The organism is Streptomyces sp. SL06 (genome assembly GCF_058244745.1).
This window is the reverse complement of record NZ_JBSYOT010000002.1, coordinates 6,664,901-6,681,329: the sequence shown is the minus strand read 5'-3', so window position 1 is coordinate 6,681,329 and position 16,429 is coordinate 6,664,901. Positions and strand designations below refer to the sequence as shown.

Annotated in this window: 12 protein-coding genes; 10 read left to right on the top strand and 2 right to left on the bottom strand. The window is 74.1% G+C overall.

The features are described 5' to 3' along the window. The first annotated feature begins 78 nt into the window (after window positions 1–78). Genes AC4IHM_RS30660 through AC4IHM_RS30630 form a run of 7 tightly spaced genes read left to right on the top strand, consistent with a single transcriptional unit; the run spans window position 79 to window position 9,521 of the window. A complete protein-coding gene (locus tag AC4IHM_RS30660) occupies window positions 79–1,059 on the top strand; it encodes an ABC transporter substrate-binding protein (protein WP_490870217.1) in 981 nt (326 codons plus the stop codon). Next, a complete protein-coding gene (locus AC4IHM_RS30655) occupies window positions 1,056–1,841 on the top strand; it encodes a 2,3-dihydro-2,3-dihydroxybenzoate dehydrogenase (RefSeq protein WP_490870216.1) in 786 nt (261 codons plus the stop codon). Before AC4IHM_RS30660 ends, AC4IHM_RS30655 begins: the two co-directional genes overlap by 4 nt. 48 nt (window positions 1,842–1,889) lie before the next feature. After that, the gene (locus AC4IHM_RS30650) at window positions 1,890–3,101 is read left to right on the top strand and encodes an isochorismate synthase (RefSeq protein ID WP_490870215.1); all 1,212 of its coding nucleotides are present in this window, start codon (window positions 1,890–1,892) and stop codon (window positions 3,099–3,101) included. Continuing rightward, window positions 3,098–4,726 (top strand): (2,3-dihydroxybenzoyl)adenylate synthase, encoded by a 1,629-nt coding sequence (locus tag AC4IHM_RS30645; RefSeq protein WP_490870214.1) that lies wholly within the window; start codon window positions 3,098–3,100, stop codon window positions 4,724–4,726. Before AC4IHM_RS30650 ends, AC4IHM_RS30645 begins: the two co-directional genes overlap by 4 nt. 23 nt (window positions 4,727–4,749) lie before the next feature. Next, complete coding sequence (locus tag AC4IHM_RS30640) at window positions 4,750–5,382, top strand: isochorismatase family protein (RefSeq protein WP_490870213.1); 633 nt, start codon at window positions 4,750–4,752, stop codon at window positions 5,380–5,382. A 3-nt stretch (window positions 5,383–5,385) separates the two neighbouring features. Continuing rightward, a complete protein-coding gene (locus AC4IHM_RS30635; RefSeq protein WP_490870212.1) occupies window positions 5,386–5,622 on the top strand; it encodes a phosphopantetheine-binding protein in 237 nt (78 codons plus the stop codon). After that, on the top strand, window positions 5,619–9,521 hold the full coding sequence (locus tag AC4IHM_RS30630) for an amino acid adenylation domain-containing protein (RefSeq protein ID WP_490870211.1): 3,903 nt from the start codon (window positions 5,619–5,621) through the stop codon (window positions 9,519–9,521). The genes AC4IHM_RS30635 and AC4IHM_RS30630 overlap by 4 nt, the downstream gene beginning before the upstream one ends. A 12-nt stretch (window positions 9,522–9,533) precedes the next feature. Here the strand turns inward: AC4IHM_RS30630 and fes are convergent, their stop codons facing one another. Next, complete coding sequence (fes, locus tag AC4IHM_RS30625; protein WP_490870210.1) at window positions 9,534–10,862, bottom strand: enterochelin esterase; 1,329 nt, start codon at window positions 10,860–10,862, stop codon at window positions 9,534–9,536. Between the two features lie 134 nt (window positions 10,863–10,996). Here fes and AC4IHM_RS30620 point away from each other — a divergent pair, with 134 nt between their 5' ends. Together AC4IHM_RS30620 and AC4IHM_RS30615 are read left to right on the top strand one after the other, a co-directional pair. Then, complete coding sequence (locus tag AC4IHM_RS30620) at window positions 10,997–12,811, top strand: hypothetical protein (protein WP_490870209.1); 1,815 nt, start codon at window positions 10,997–10,999, stop codon at window positions 12,809–12,811. An 88-nt stretch (window positions 12,812–12,899) separates the two neighbouring features. Continuing rightward, a complete protein-coding gene (locus AC4IHM_RS30615; RefSeq protein WP_490870208.1) occupies window positions 12,900–13,958 on the top strand; it encodes a YncE family protein in 1,059 nt (352 codons plus the stop codon). Window positions 13,959–13,965: 7 nt separating this feature from the next. On the opposite strand, the gene AC4IHM_RS30610 is transcribed toward AC4IHM_RS30615, so the two are convergent. Continuing rightward, window positions 13,966–14,637 carry a TetR/AcrR family transcriptional regulator gene (locus AC4IHM_RS30610; RefSeq protein ID WP_490870207.1) on the bottom strand — a complete coding sequence of 224 codons (672 nt, stop codon included), beginning with the start codon at window positions 14,635–14,637 and terminating at the stop codon, window positions 13,966–13,968. Window positions 14,638–14,866: 229 nt separating this feature from the next. Between AC4IHM_RS30610 and AC4IHM_RS30605 the strand changes: the two genes are divergently transcribed. Further along, window positions 14,867–16,348 (top strand): MFS transporter, encoded by a 1,482-nt coding sequence (locus tag AC4IHM_RS30605; protein WP_490870206.1) that lies wholly within the window; start codon window positions 14,867–14,869, stop codon window positions 16,346–16,348. Window positions 16,349–16,429 lie beyond the last annotated feature (81 nt).

Sequence of the window (16,429 nt, the reverse complement as noted above, 5' to 3'; positions counted from 1 at the left end):
CTCCCCTTCATCCCCCTGCCCCCGCTCCCATCCCTCCCCGATTCCCGTCAACGAGCCGTCACAAGGAGTCTCTTTCTCATGTCGTTCGCACGTGCCACCCGCAGAAGCGCCGCGACGTCCGCCGCAGCCGTCGTCGTCGCAGGAGCACTGCTCCTGACCGGCTGCGGTGACGACGGCGGCGGCGACAGCGCGGGCGGCCAGGAGTCGAGCACCCGTCAGGTCACCGACGCCACGGGCCGCGAGGTCGACGTGCCGGCCGACCCCAAGAAGGTCGTCACCCTGAGCGAACCCACCCTCGACGCGGCCCTGGCGCTCGGCGTCGAGCCGGTCGGCGCGACCGCGGGACGCGGGCAGAACGGCGTCTCCGGCTACCTGGCCGACAAGGCGGGCAGGACGGAGGTCGTCGCCACCGTCGCCGAGGCGGACATGGAGAAGCTGGCCGCGCTCCAGCCCGACCTGATCCTGCTCGACGAGACCACGGCGGTGCGGAAGGAGGTCTCCAAACTGGAGGAGATAGCCCCGACGGTGGTCACCGCGAAGCTCAACGAGGACTGGAAGAAGGCGTTCACCGCCACGGCCGACGCGCTGAACCGCAAGACCGAGGCCGACAAGCTGCTCAGCGGCTTCGACGCCGACGTGGCCGCCACGAAGGACGAACTGGGCAAGAACGCCGGTGCCGTCGTCAGCGTGGTCCGCTGGCAGAACAAGGCACCGTCCGTGGTCGGCCGCGGGGTGGGCCACGTCGGCGCCACGATCACCGCGCTCGGACTGGACCGGCCGAAGGACCAGCAGGGCGTCGGCACGGGACACAGCGAGCCGGTCAGCCTGGAGAAGCTCTCCACGATCGACGGCGACTGGCTGTTCTTCGGCACCCTCGGTGAGAAGGCCGACGGGCAGAAGGCGTACGCCGAGGCCGAGCAGGTGCCCAACTTCGGCAAACTGAAGGCCGAGCGGGAGGGCCACGTCGTCGTCATCCAGGGCTCCGCGTGGAACAGCGCCGGCGGCCCGCTCGCGGCCCGGATCGTCCTGGACGACCTGACCAGGGCGCTCACCTCGTGAGCGCCGGACTCGACGGCCGGCTCGCCCTCGTGACGGGGGCGGGCCGGGGCATCGGCGCGGCCGTCGTCACCGCCCTCGTCGAACAGGGCGCCCGCGTCGTCGCCACCGACCGCACGCCCGAGGGCGTCGAAGCGCTCGCCGCCGAGCACGGCGAGAACCGGGTCACCGCCCGCCCGCTCGACGTCACCGACGCCCACGCCGTCCAGACCCTGGTCGACGACACCGAGCGCGCCCTCGGCCCGCTGGACATCGCCGTCAACGTGGCCGGGATCCTGCGGGCCTCGGACGTCGTGGACCTGACCGACGAGGACTGGGCGGCCACCTTCGCCGTCAACTCCACCGGCGTCTTCCACGTCTCGCGCGCCGTCGCCCGGCACATGACCGGACGCGGACGCGGCAGCATCGTCACCGTCGCCTCCAACGCGGCCGGCATCCCCCGGGCCGGTCTCGCCGCCTACGCCGCCTCCAAGGCCGCCGCCGTCATGTTCACCAAGTGTCTGGGCCTGGAGGTGGCCGGGCGGGGCGTGCGCTGCAACACGGTCTCCCCCGGCTCCACCCTCACCGACATGCAGCGCGCCCTGTGGACGGCCGACGAGGAGGAGGACTCGGCCCGCCGGGTCGTCGACGGAGACCTCGCCACGTACCGCACGGGCATCCCGCTGGGCCGCATCGCCGACCCGGCCGACATCGCCGACGCGGTCGTCTTCCTGGCCTCGGACCGCGCTCGGCACATCACGATGCACGACCTGTACGTCGACGGGGGCGCCACCCTGCGAGCCTGACCCGGCCACCCCTCGGGACCCGCTCACGCCACCCCACTGGAGACAGCCATGTCCCTTTCCCTGCACGAACCTCTGCACGACTGCCCGCCCACCGCCGCGACGGTCGACCCCGGCGCCGCGACGGCTCTCCTGAAGTCCTACCGGCCCGCGACCGACCGGTTCCTCGCCACACCCCACCGGACACTGCTGGGCCGCGGCACGGCCGCCGCGATACCCCACGACGGGCGCCCGCCGGCCGTGCGGGTGCGTGAGGTACTGGACGCGCTGCGCCGCTCGGGCGCCCCGGCGCCGGTGGTCGTCGGCGCGCTGCCCTTCGCACCGGACGCCCCGCCCGCCCTGGCGGTGCCGGAGACGGTGCGCTGGGCGCCGCCCCTGAGCCAGGACCCGCTGATCGCCCTGCCCGTCCCCGAGGACGAGGGCCGGCCCCCGTGGGCGGTGCGGGAGGTACCGGCGCCCGAGCGGTACGGCGAGACGGTCGCGGCCGCGGTCGCGCGGATGCGGGCCGGGGAGTTCGACAAGGTCGTCCTCGCCCGCACCCTGGAGCTGACCTCGACGCGGGAGCCGGATCTGCCGGCCATGCTGCGCCGCCTGGCCCGCCGCGACCCCGACGGCTACACCTTCGCCGTGCCGAGCGGTCCCGGCCGCACCCTGATCGGCGCCAGCCCCGAGCTGCTCGTCGCCCGCCGGGGCGGCCGGCTGACCGCCAACCCGCTCGCGGGTTCCGCGCCCCGCAGCGCCGACCTGGCGGAGGACGTGCGGCGCGCGGTCGCGCTCCTGGAGTCCGAGAAGGACCTGCACGAGCACGCCGTCGTGGTGGCCGCCGTACGGGAGGCGCTCGCGCCGTTCTGCGCCACGCTCGATGTGCCCGCACGGCCCACCCTGGTGCGTACGGCGGCCATGTGGCACCTGTCGACCACGGTCACCGGCGAACTGGCCGGCACCGGGACGACCGCGCTGGACCTGGCGTCCGCGCTGCACCCCACCCCGGCCGTGTGCGGCACCCCCACCGAGGTGGCGCGGGCCGTGATCGCCGAGTCCGAGCCCTTCGACCGGGGCGCGTACACCGGCATGGTCGGCTGGCAGGACTGCGACGGCGACGGCGAGTGGGTCGTGACGATCCGCTGCGCCGAGGCGGAGGGGCGCTCGCTCCGGCTGTTCGCCGGCGCCGGCGTCGTGGCGGCCTCCACTCCGGAGGCCGAGACGGCGGAGACCGCCGCCAAGTTCCGTACCTTCCTGCACGCGGTGGGAGCGACGCTGTGACCCTCACCCCCGGCGTGGACGCGCCCACCTGGCCGGCCGGGTTCGCCGAGCGCTACCGTGCCGCCGGCTACTGGCGCGGGGAGACCTTCGGCGGCATGCTGCGCGAGCGGGCCGCGGCGCACCCCGAGCGGGTCGCGCTGGTCGACCCGGCCCCCGAACGCCGCACCTGGACCTACGGGGAGCTGGACGAGCGCGCCGACCGGCTGGCCGCCGGATTCCTCGCACGCGGCATCGCCAAGGGCGACCGGGTCGTCGTACAGCTGCCCAACATCGGCGAGTTCGCCGAGGTGGTCTTCGCCCTCTTCCGCATCGGCGCGCTGCCGGTGTACGCGCTGCCCGCGCACCGGGAGACGGAGATCGCCCACTTCTGCACCTTCACCGAGGCCGTCGCCTACGTCGTCCCGGACGTGCACGCGGGGTACGACCACCGCGGCCTCGCCGCCCGGATGCGGAAGGTGGCGCCGGGTCTCGGGCAGGTGTTCGTGGCGGGCGATCCCGGCGAGCACACCGCGCTGGCCGAGGTGCCGTGCGAGCCGTCCGGTCCCTTCGACGGGCCCGAGCCGCACGAGTTGGCGTTCCTCCAGCTCTCGGGCGGGACGACGGGCGTGTCCAAGCTGATCCCGCGCACCCACGACGACTACATGTACTCGCTGTGGGGATCCAACGAGATCTGCGGCGTGGACCACGCCACCCGATTCCTCGTCGCCCTGCCCGCCGCCCACAACTTCCCGATGAGTTCCCCGGGTTGGCTGGGCGTGCTGTACGCGGGCGGCACGGTGGTGATGTGCCCGAAACCCGACCCGGACACCGCGTTCCCCCTGATCGACCGGGAGCGGATCACCATGACGGGCCTGGTGCCGCCGCTGGCGCTGGTGTGGACGCGGGCCGCGGCCGAGACCGCGCACGACCTCTCCAGCCTGGAGCTGACGCTCGTCGGCGGCGCCAAGTACAGCGAGCAGGCGGCCCGTCGGCTGGAACCGGCGCTGGGCTGCCGGCTGATGCAGGTCTTCGGGATGGCCGAGGGCCTGGTCAACTACACCCGGCTGGACGACGACACCGAGACGGTCGTCACCACGCAGGGGCGGCCGATCTCCCCCGACGACGAGATCCGCGTCGTCGACGACGCCGACGAGGACGTCCCGGACGGGGAGTTCGGGCATCTGCTGACCCGCGGCCCGTACACGATCCGCGGCTACTGGCGGGCCCCGGAGCACAACCGGCGCGCGTTCACCGAGGACGGCTTCTACCGCACCGGTGACATCGTGCGCCGCACCCCGACCGGTCACCTGGTCGTGGAGGGGCGGGCCAAGGACCAGATCAACCGGGGCGGCGAGAAGATCGCGCCGGAGGAGATCGAGAACATCATCCTGGGCCACCCGTCGGTGCACGACGTGTCGGTGGTCGCGGTGCCCGACGAGTACCTGGGCGAGCGCTCCCTGGCCTATGTGATCCTGCGCGAGGGCGCCGAGCCGCTGAGGCCGGTCGCGGTCAAACGGTTCGTGCGCGAGCGCGGCGTCGCCGCCTACAAGGTGCCCGACCTCGTCGAGTTCGTCGACGCCTTCCCGCAGACCGGCGTCGGCAAGATCAGCAAGAAACACCTGCGCTCCGCCGCCGACGCGTCCTGACCGTCTTCGAGAGGCCCCTCCCCATGGCTCTGCCCGCCATCTCCCCCTATCCGCTCCCGGCGCCCGCCGAACTCCCCGCCAACCGCGTGTCCTGGACCGTGGACCCCGCGCGCGCCGTGCTGCTGGTGCACGACCTCCAGCAGCACTTCCTCTCCGCCTTCCCGGCCGGCGAACAGCCCCTGACCGGCATGCTCGGCAACACCGCCCGCCTGCTGAAGGAGTACCGCCGCCTCGGCGTCCCGGTCGTCTACTCCGCCCAGCGCGGCGGTCAGACGCCCGAGGAACGCGGCCTCCAACTCGACTTCTGGGGCCCCGGTGTCGCCGACGACCCCGGGCAACTCGCCGTGCCCGAGGCGGTGGCGCCCGAGGACGGGGACACGGTGCTCACCAAGTGGAAGTACAGCGCCTTCGTGCGCACCGGCCTGGCGGACCTGTTGCGCGAGACCGGCCGCGACCAGTTGGTGATCACCGGGGTGTACGCGCACATCGGTGTGCTGATGACCGCCGCCGACGCCTGGATGCGGGACGTACGGGCGTTCGTGGTCGCCGACGCCGTCGCCGACTTCTCCCGCGAGGACCACGACATGGCGCTGCGCTGGGCCGCCGGCCGCTGCGCGGTCGTCACCACCACCGACGCACTTCTCCAGGAGGCCTGAACCATGGCGCACCCCCCGATCACCGTGGAGCAGATCCGTGCCGATGTCGCCGACTGCCTCGGCGAGGACCCGGCGGACATCCCGGTGGACGAGAACCTCGTCGACTACGGCCTCGACTCGGTCCGCGTCATGACGCTGCTGGAACGCTGGCGCCGCGAGCACGACGTCACCGCCGACTTCGCGGACCTGGCGGAACGGCCGGCCATCGAGGCCTGGGCACCACTGCTGGGGGCGGTATGACCGTCCCCCACCCGACAGCCCCGCGCCCGACCGCGCCGCCCCCGGCCGAACTGCCTCTGACGGCGGCCCAGTCGGGCATGTGGTTCGCGCAGGCCCTCGACCCGCTCAGCCCCGCGCAGAACACCGCCGAGTGCCTGGAGATCGACGGACCGCTCGATCCGGAGCTGTTCGCCGACGCGCTGCGCCGGGTGGCCGCCGAGACCGACGCGCTGCGCGTCGTACGCGTCGAGGACACCCCGCGAGGGCCCCGTCAGTACGTCGCGGGCGAGGTCGCACTGCCGCTGACCGTGCGTGAGAGGGGCGACGCGGGCGAGGCGGAGGCGTGGATGCGCGCCGACCTGGCCGAACCGTTCGACCTGGGGAGCGGACCGCTGTTCCGGCACGCCCTGTTCCGCGTCGGACCGCGGCGCTGGCTGTGGTACCAGCGCATCCACCATCTGGTCATGGACGGCTACGGCTACTCGCTGCTGGTCCGCCGCACCGCCGAGGTGTACTCGGCGCTCGCCCGCGGCGAGGAGCCCGTCCCGCGTGCCTTCGGCACCCTCGCCGACCTGGTCGAGGACGACGCCGCCTACCGCGCCTCCCCGGCCTTCGCGGCCGACCGCGCCCACTGGGCCGAGGCGTTCGCCGACCGTCCGGAGGCACCCCGGATCGCCGGGCGCGGCGCGCTGCCCTCCCGCGCCTTCCTGCGCCGCGGTGCCGACCTGTCCCCCGAGACCACCCGGCGGCTGCGGGACCTCGCCACCCGCCTGCGCGCGACCTGGCCGGACGTGCTGATCGCCGCCCAGGCCCTGTACACCTCCCGCGCCGCCGCGCGCTCCGACGTGGTGCTGGGCGTGCCGATGATGGGCCGCATGGGCTCGGGGTCGCTGCGGGTGCCCGGGATGGTGATGAACGTGCTGCCGCTCAGGCTGGCCGTCTCCCCCGGGGCGACCTTCGCCGAACTGGTGCGGCAGGTGGCGCTCGGCATCCGCGAGCTGCGCCGTCACCAGCGCTACCGCTACGAGGACATCCGCCGCGACCTCGGCCTGCTGGGCGAGGGCCGCGCCCTGGTCGGCCCGCTCGTCAACGTCATGCCCTTCGACTACGGCGTGGACTTCGCGGGTTCCCCCGCCCGTGCCCGGAACCTGTCCGCGGGCCCGGTGGACGACCTGACGGTCAACGTCTACGACCGCGCCGACGGCCGGGGCCTGCACGTCGACCACGACGCCAACCCGGCCCTGTACGACGACGCCGCCCTGGCCGCGCACCAGGACCGGTTCCTGCACCTGGTGGACCGGCTCGCCCGCACCGACCCGCACCTCCCGCTCGCCGAGCACTGCGTGGCCACCCCGGCCGAACAGGCGCTGGTCCTGGAGGAGTTCAACCGCACCGACCACGCGGTGCCGCCCACCACGCTCATCGGACCGATCGAGTCGCGGGCCGCGCGGAGCCCGCGGGCCGCTGCCCTGGTGTACGGCGGAACCACCCTGACCTACGAGGAACTCAACACCCGCGCCAACCGGCTGGCCCGGCACCTTCAGTCGCTCGGCGCCGGACCGGGCGCGGTGGTCGGCGTGGCGGTGCCGCGCTCGGTGGAGCTGGTCGTGACGCTGCTGGCCGTGCTGAAGGCGGGTGCGGCCTATCTGCCGCTCGACCCGGACTACCCGGCGGCGCGCCTGGCGTACATGCTCCGGGACGCGGCCCCGGTGTGTGCCGTCGCCGACCGCGCCGGGCGCCTGCCGGACGACGCGGGCACCGAGGTACTGGTCCTGGACGGGCTCGACGTGTCGGCGTACTCGTGGACGAACCCGCCCCGCGCCCTCACTCCCACGCATCCGGCGTACGTCATCTACACGTCGGGTTCCACGGGCCGTCCCAAGGGCGTCGTCGTCCCGCACCGGGCGATCGACAACCGGCTGCGGTGGATGCAGCACGCGTACGGCCTGAGCGCCGGGGACCGGGTGCTGCAGAAGACGCCGTCGTCCTTCGACGTGTCGGTGTGGGAGTTCTTCTGGCCGCTGCGGGAGGGCGCGGCGCTGGTCGTCGCCGAACCCGGCGGCCACAAGGACCCGGTCTACCTGGCCCGGCTGATCCGCGAACAGTCCGTCACCACCTGCCACTTCGTGCCGTCGATGCTCCAGGTGTTCCTGGCCGCCCCGGAGGCCGCCGGGTGCGGGGACGTGCTGCGCAGGGTGTTCTGCAGCGGCGAGGCCCTGCCGCGCGAGACCGCGCAGACCTTCGCACGCACCCTGCCGGGCGTCGGGCTGCACAATCTGTACGGGCCCACGGAGGCCGCCGTCGACGTGACCCACCACGCCCTGGACCCGGCCGGCTCGGGCCCGGTGCCGATCGGCCGACCGGTGTGGAACACCCGCCTGTACGTGCTGGACGCGGCGCTGCGGCCGTGTCCGCCCGGGGTGCCGGGCGAGCTGTATCTGGCGGGTGTGCAACTGGCCGACGGCTATCTGGGCCGGGAGGAGCTGACCGCGACCCGGTTCGTGCGCGACCCGTTCGCACCGGCGGGCGGCCGGATGTACCGGACGGGCGACCTGGCGCGCTGGACCGGCGACGGCGAGGTCGAGTATCTCGGCCGCACCGACGACCAGGTCAAGCTGCGCGGGCAGCGCATCGAACTCGGTGAGATCGAGGCGGCGCTCGCCGCCCGTCCCGGGGTCGACGGGGCCTGCGCCGTGGTGCGCGAGGACCGGCTCGTGGGCTATGTGACCGGCGGGGCGGATCCGGCGGACGTACGGGCGGCGCTGGCACGCGAGTTGCCCGAGCACATGGTGCCGGCGGCCGTCGTGTCCCTGAAGGTGTTCCCGCTCTCCCCCAACGGCAAGCTGGACCGCCGTGAGCTGCCCGCCCCGGTCTTCGCCGGCGACGCCGGCGCACGGCCCCCGGCCTCCGCCCGGGAGGCGGCGCTGACCCGGCTGTTCGCCGAGGTGCTGGGCGCGGACGGGATCGGTCCCGACGACGCGTTCTTCGACCTGGGCGGCACGTCACTGCTCGCGGTGCGGCTGGTGACGCGGGTGCGGGAGGAGTTGGGCACGGAGCTGACCATCGGCTCCCTGTTCGAGGCGCCGACGCCCGCCGCGCTCGCCACCCGGCTGGAGGCGGCCGGGCCGGCCGCCGAGGACGCGCTGGGCGTCGTACTGCCCCTGCGCGCGCAGGGCGACCGGACACCGCTGTTCGGCATCCACCCGGCGGGCGGGCTCGCCTGGTGCTATGCCGGGCTGGCGGCACGGCTGGGACCGCAGCAGCCCGTGTACGGCATCCAGGCGCGCGGTCTGGGCGGCGACGAGCGGCTGCCGCGCACGCTCCAGGAGGAGGCGGAGGACTACGCCCGGCAGATCCGCGGCGTCCAGCCGCACGGCCCCTACCGGCTGATGGGCTGGTCGGTCGGCGGGGTCCTCGCGCACACCGTGGCGGTACTGCTCCAGCAGGCGGGCGAGGAGGTCGAACTCCTCGCGCTCCTGGACGCGTTCCCCGCCGAGCAGTGGCGGGAGCGGCCCGCGCCCGAGGAGGGCGACGCGCTGACCGCGGTGCTGCGCATGGCGGGCTTCGAGCGTGGCGGCGAACGCACCCGCGAGGACGTGCTGGCCACGCTGCGCCGGGCCGGCAGCCCGCTGGCCGGGCTCCCCGAGCGCGCCCTGTCCCGGATCGTCGACATCGTGCCGAACCACGCCCGGATGATGCGCGAGCACCGGCACACCGCCTACGACGGCGACGTGCTGTTCTTCACCGCGGCCGCCCCGCGCGCCGAGGACTGGCTGACGCGCGAGGCGTGGCGCCCGTACGTGAGCGGCACGATCGACAACCACGATCTGGAGTGCACCCATCCGCAGCTCATGCGGGACCGCCGGCTGGACGACATCGCGACGGTGCTGGCCGCGCGCCTGAAGGAGCGCGACGCGTGAGGGGCGAGGCCGTCAGCGGCCCAGCAGCTCCACCAGCCCGTCGGCCAGTTCCGTACGCCAGCAGAGATAGTCGTGGCCGCCGTTGAACTCGCGGTAGGTGGCGTCGTGGTAGCCGGCCTGCGCGAGGGTCTCGCGCAGCCTGCGGGCGGCCGGCAGGGCCACCCATTCCTGCGCGCCGAAGGAGAGCCGGAAGCGCACCGGCACCCGCGGGCCTTCGGCGACGGCCCGGGTGAGCCACTCCGCCTCCGGTCCGGCCGGCCACCAGAACGACCCGGACTGGACGAGGGCGTTGCCGAAGCGGTGCGGAGCCGCCAGGGCCGCGTACGCGGCGGTCAGCCCGCCGAGGCTCTGTCCGGCGACGACCGTGAGCGCCGGGTCGTCGGTCAGCGGCAGCCGTCCGGCCGCCCACGGCAGCAGCTCACCGGCGAGGAAGCCGACGTAGGCGGGCCGGCAGGACAGTTCGGCCCAGCGGGTCGCCTCGTCCACGGCTTCCGGCAGTACGGCGGCGACGGGCGGGAGACGGCCGTCGGCGATCAGGTTGTCGAGCAGACGGGGCAGGCCGAGCCGGGGTCCCCAGTGCTCGCCGTCGAACAGGACGAGGACGGGCAGCTTCGCCGAGTGCCGGGCGCCGCCGGGCGGTTCGTAGAGCCAGACCCGGCGGCTGCCGCCGAGGCGGGCGCTGGCGAGGGTGTGCTCGGTGAGCGTGCCGCGCGGGACGCCGGGCCGGGGCGCCCAGTCCACCGCGCTCGGCGCGGCGGGGAGTTCGGCGTACGGCACCGGCTCGCCGTCCCAGCGGTGGGGCAGCGCACGGGAGTTGTACGGGTCGGGTCGCCTGCGGGCGCGCAGCCGGCGCCAGTACCCGGCACTCGCCGGGGCGGGTCCGCGGCCCTCGCCGGCGTCATCGGCACCGTCTGGTGCGTCGGCGTCGGCCGCGTCATCGGCGTAGAGGTCGTACGTGCCGCGCCAGTCGTGGCGCAGGCGCAGGGTCCAGTGCCACACGTCCGTGCCGGGGGCCCGCTCCATGAGGTTTCCGGCGGGGTCGCGCGGGTCGCCGAGCTTGTTCGGGAGGACCTGGACGGCACGGGTGGCGGGGGTGCCGCGCCACAGGAACGTCACCGCCCGGTGCTCGGCGCTGCCCAGCGGGTCGGGGCCCACCAGGGGCGTGCCGCTTTCGCGCACGCCGGCCCAGAAGTCCTCGGTGGCGCCCGGGGCCGGCAGTGCGCACACGGGGTCGGCGAGTCTGGGCACCGGGTGGGGGCGGGGCAGGCGGGGCGGGTGGTTCGGGGTGCCCTCGGGAGGACCGGCGGCGAACACCTGTGCGGGATCCAATTGACTGTCCATGATCTCTAGGTTAGGTTAGCCTTACCTTAGTTGATCGCAGCGCACGCAGCGTTCCGCGCCGGCTCTCGCCGCCTCCGCCGTGCCCTGCCCTCACTCGTCTACTCCATGACGTTCGTCTGCCGGGAGCAGCCATCATGACCTCTGACAGATCCGCTTCGCCCTCCGGTGCCCGGCTGGGCCGCGTGGTCGCGCTGACCGCAGGCGCGACACTGGGCCTGGGCGCCCTGTGTGCCGCCCCGCTGGCCGCGGCCGGTTCCGGCGGCGCGGGTGCCACCGACACGGTGGCCCTGGCGGCGGACGTGGCCGCGCCCTCGGTCACCCTCGGCGCGACCTCGGTGAAGCCGGGCGGCACAGTGCCGTTCACGGCCGCCGGGTTCCCGGCCGGGGGCACGCTGAGCGTCAAGTTCGACGACGCGGCGCTGCTCGGGCAGTTCCCGATCGGCGACGACGGCAGTGTCGCCGGGACGGTGAAGGTCCCCGCGGACGCGAGCGCGGGCGGCGGTCACTGGCTGCGGTTCCTGGCCCCGCAGACGAGCGTCAGGAGCGAGGACCTCACCGTCACGGCCACCACCCCCTCCCCCACCCCCACCCCGACCCCGACCTCCGAGCCGGCGCCCTCCCCCACGCCGACCGCGTCCTCCCCCGCGGCCGTGCCGAAAGTGCGGCTGACCGGCGGCGCCAAGGTGGCCGCGGGCGGAAAGGTGACCTTCGCGCTCTCCGGGTTCGTCAAGGGCCAGGGCATCACCGTGAAACTGGACGACGCGGACATCCTCGCCCAGTGGCCCGGGTCGGTGAAGGCGGACGGCACCTTCACGGGCACGGTCACGATCCCGAAGTCCGTCCAGGCCGGGGCGCACTGGCTGCGGATCCTCGCCCCGGACCCCGCCACCAGCCTGAAGGCCGACCTCACGGTCACGGCGCCGGCGGGCGGCGGGTCCGGGAGCGGCGGCGGGGCCGGAAGCGGGTCGGGCGGCGGTTCGGCGGACGGCAGCGGCTCCGGCGGTTCCGGTACGGCCGGCGGCTCGGGCTCGGGCTCGGCCGGCGGATCGTCGTCGGCCGGCGGTTCCGGCAGCAGCGCCTCGACATCCGCGACGATCACGGCCGGGTCCCGGGTGGCCGCCGGCGGCCGGGTCTCGTTCCGGGTGACGGGCTTCCCGGCGGGGCAGCAACTGACGGTCAAGCTGGACGACGGAAAAATCCTCGGGCAGTGGACGGTCGGCTCCGACGGGTCGTACTCCGGCGGCGTCACGGTCCCCGCCGACGCCGCGCAGGGCGCCCACTGGCTGCGCTTCCTCGCCCCCAACCCGCCGACCAGCCTCCGGGCCGACTTCACCGTGACGTCCGGGGCCTCCGGCGGCTCGGGCACGTCGGCGGACGGGGCGGCGGTCGCCTCCGCGGGCGGCGGTGCCTCGGCGACGCCGGTCCCGGCCGCCTCCGGGGCGCCCGCCAGCGCCACCAACGACGCCGGGGCGAAGGCCGAGATCACGGCGAGCGAGGTGCAGCCCGGCGGCACGCTCCACTTCAGGGTGACCAGGTTCCCCGCCGGTGAGCAGGTCACCATCAAGCTCGACGACGAGGGCATCCTCGGCCAGTGGGAGGCCGACGACAGCGGTTCCTACGAGGGCGACGTGACCGTCCCCGCGGACACCGCGGCCGGCGACCACTGGCTGCGCTTCCTCGCCCCGAACCCGCCCACGTCCCTGAAGGTGGAGTTCACGGTCACCGCCGCCGCGGCCGACGGTGCTGGTCCGTCCTCGGACGCGTCCTCCACGGCCGCCCCGGACCCGGCCACGAAGACCCTCGCCGCCGCGTCGCTCGAAGCGCCCGTGTCCTACGCCACGATCGCCTGGTCCGCCGCTGCCGCCGCGGTCGGCGGCGCCGCCGGGGCCGCGGCCACCACGCTCTACGTCGTACGCCGGCGCGCCACCCGGCCCGCCGAGTCCGGCTGACCCCGGCGCCGCCCGCCGGGCGGGCCCCACAAGCCACTTCTCCCCAGCAGTAGTCACATCGATTCCCGGGAAAGGGAGTTCCATCACCATGTCCACCCCTGCCATCCGCACCCACCGCCGCCGCACCGCGATCACCGCGGCCGTCGCCGTGGCGGTCGCCGCGGGCAGCACGCTCACCCTCGCGGGCACCGCGTCCGCCCACTCCAACGGCTCGAAGGTCACCACCGCCAAGCTCGCCACGGGCCTGTACCAGTCGGCGTACTCCGAGCGGAACAACGTGCTGTGGATCACCGCCGCCGTGGGCCGCCCGCCGGTCACCGAGTCGCACCTGCTGAAGGTCGACCCGAAGTCCCTGGCCGTCAAGGCCGATGTCACCCCGCCGGTCACCGACACCGAGACCGGAGCCGTCGAGGCCGTCTACGGCGTGGCCGTGGACGACGAGCACAACACCGTCTGGACGACCAACAGCCGCGACAACTCGGTCTCCGTCTACAGCCAGCGCACCGGCAAGCACCTGGCCAGCCTGCCGAACGTCGCCCACGCCCGTGAGGTCGTGGTGGACGAGCGCACCGACACGGTCTGGGCGAGCGGCTTCGGCGACGGCACCCTGGTCGCCTTCGACTCCAAGTCCCTCAAGGAGAAGAAGCGGATCACCCTGGAGGGTGCCTCCCCGACCGGTCTGGCCGTCAACGAGAAGACGGGCGCGCTCTACGCGGCCGACCTCAACAACGACCGGCTCATCGAGCTGAAGCGCGGCTCCCGGACGCCGCGCTACCTCCCGGCGGGCGACGGGCCGATCTCGGTCTCGCTGTCCAAGAACGGCGCGACCGCCTACACCGCCGACCAGACCTCGGGCACCCTGTCCGTGGTCGACCTCAAGAAGGGGGTCGTCACCAAGTCCGTGGCGACCGGCGCCGGCGCCCTGTCCGTGGCGACCGACGAGCGTTCCGGCGACGTCCTGGTGGTCAACCGCACCGACTCCAACGTCACCCGCGTCGACCCGCGCAAGGGCGTGGTGAAGGAGACCTTCGCCACCGGCGCCAACCCCAACCACGTGGAGATCACCGACGGCACCGCCTACGTGGTCGACAAGTCCGGGGCCGGTGCGGCCGAGGACATCCTGACCCGGATCCGCCTCGCCCGCTGATCCCTGCTCACCGCGCGCCCGTCACGCCCCGCTCCAGGGGGGTGACGGGCGCCAGCCACATGCCCACGATCGCGTCGACGAGGCCGTCGGCCGCGTCCTGCCAGGTGGCGCGCGGGGTGGGCCGGTTCTCGGCGAGGGCCCGCTCCCGCTCGGCGGCCGTGTGCACGATGAGATGCCGCGCCATGTCGCCCCGCTCGGCCCTGACCTCGTCCGGCAGCGCGGGCATGCAGCGGATCCGCCCCTGGATGATCTCCCGCAGGGACGCGGAGGCGTGGGACTCGTCGACCATGATCTGCCGCAGCCCCGGGTCGGTCATGACCTGGGCGCAAAAGCGCGCGTACCAGGTGGGGCTGCCCAGCGCCGCCAAGTGGTCGAACTGCGGTCTCACCAGGCAGTCCACCCAGTCCCGCAGGTCCGACGAGTCCCCGAGGGCCGCCAGCTGCCGGGCCCGCAGCTCCTCGACCCGGTCCGCGTGCCGCTGGGCGATGGCCCGGACGAGATCGGCCTTGGTGCCGAAGTGATAGCCCACCGCGGCGTTGTTGCCCTGCCCGGCCGCCTCGCTGACCTGGCGGTTGGAGACCGCGTACACCCCGTGCTCGGCGAACAGCCGCTCGGCGGTGGTAAGGATCAGCAGCCGGGTCGCGCTGACCTGTTCCGCACGTACCGTCCTGCCCGCCATGATCACCGCCGTGCCGGGACACTTCCTCCGTCCCGCGCCGGCCGGTCCCTCGAGTCGCCGCAGGTCCGCCGCAGGGCGGCGTCTTCACGGAAGACTACGCAACGCGTGGTCCCGGACCGTGTGCGGTCCCGGATGCACGTCGCCGTCTTCCTCCCGTAGAGTACGTCAAGCGACTGATTTAAATAAGCTCGCGGACAGACTTCACGCTCACCATCCGAAAGGCATCTCCATGCCCGCTTTCCCCGCCAGATCCACCGGCGCCGAGACGGCCGCCGCCTCGCGGCCGAACGCCGTGGTCGCGGTACTGGCCCTGGCCGGGATCGTCGTCTCGCTGATGCAGACCCTGGTCATCCCGATCGTCCCGGAGCTGCCCAAGCTCCTGGACGCCCCGGCGTCGGACGCGGCCTGGGCGGTGACCGCCACGCTGCTCGCCGCCGCGGTGTCCACCCCGGTCGTCGGCCGGCTCGGCGACATGGCCGGCAAGCGGCGGATGCTGCTGTTCAGCCTGGTGCTGCTGATCGCCGGCTCGGCGATCTGCGGGCTGAGCGACAGTCTGGTCCCGATGGTCGTCGGCCGCACCATGCAGGGCCTGTCCGCGGCCGTCATCCCGCTGGGCATCAGCATCATGCGCGACGAGCTGCCCGCCGAGCGGCTGGCCGGCGCCACCGCCCTGATGAGCGCCTCGCTCGGCGTCGGCGGCGCGCTCGGCCTGCCCACCGCCGCGCTGATCGCGGACAACTTCGACTGGCACATGCTGTTCTGGCTCTCCGGCGCGCTCGGCGCCGTCGCCCTGGTGCTGGTGGTGCTGCTCGTGCCCGAGTCGGCGGTGCGCACCGGCGGCCGCTTCGACGCGGTCGGCGGCGTCGGCATGGCGGCCGGTCTGGTGTCCCTGCTGCTGGCGATCTCCAAGGGCGGCGACTGGGGCTGGACCAGCGGCACCACGCTCGGCCTGTTCGTGGCGGCCGTGCTGATCCTGCTGGTGTGGGGCTGGTGGGAGCTGCGCACCCCGCAGCCGCTGGTGGACCTGCGCACCACCGCCCGCCGCCAGGTGCTGTTCACCAACCTGGCGTCCATCGCCGTCGGCTTCTCGATGTTCGCGATGTCCCTGGTGCTGCCGCAGCTCCTCCAGTTGCCCGAGGCCTCCGGTTACGGCCTCGGCCGCTCCCTGCTGACCGCCGGTCTGGTGATGGCGCCGTCCGGGCTGGTGATGATGGTGTTCGCCCCGGTCTCCGCCATGGTCTCCAAGGCCAGGGGCCCGAAGATCACCCTGATGATCGGCGGGCTGATCGTCGCGGCCGGCTACGGGCTGAACATCGTGCTGATGTCCGAGGTCTGGCACCTGGTGCTGGTCTCCTGCGTCATCGGCGCGGGCATCGGCTTCACCTACGGAGCCATGCCGGCCCTGATCATGGGCGCGGTGCCGGCCGGCGCGACGGCCGCGGCGAACAGCCTGAACACCCTCATGCGGTCCATCGGCACGTCGGTGGCCAGTGCCATCGCCGGTGTGATCCTGGCCCAGATGACCATCGACCTCGGCGGCTTCGCCCTGCCGTCCGAGAGCGCCTTCAAGGTGGTCATGGCGATCGGCGGCGGCGCGGCCCTGCTCGCCGTCGTGATCGCGTCCTTCATCCCGCGGCACCGCCCCGCCGCCGGGGTGGCGCAGTCGGCGCCGGCCCCCGGCACCGAGCCGCAGACCGCCGCCGCGCGCTGACCACGACGGCGCCGGTCCCGCCCCGGGACCGGCGCCGTTCAGGCGAACCTGGCGGACAACGCGCGTGAGAGCGCGCGGGCG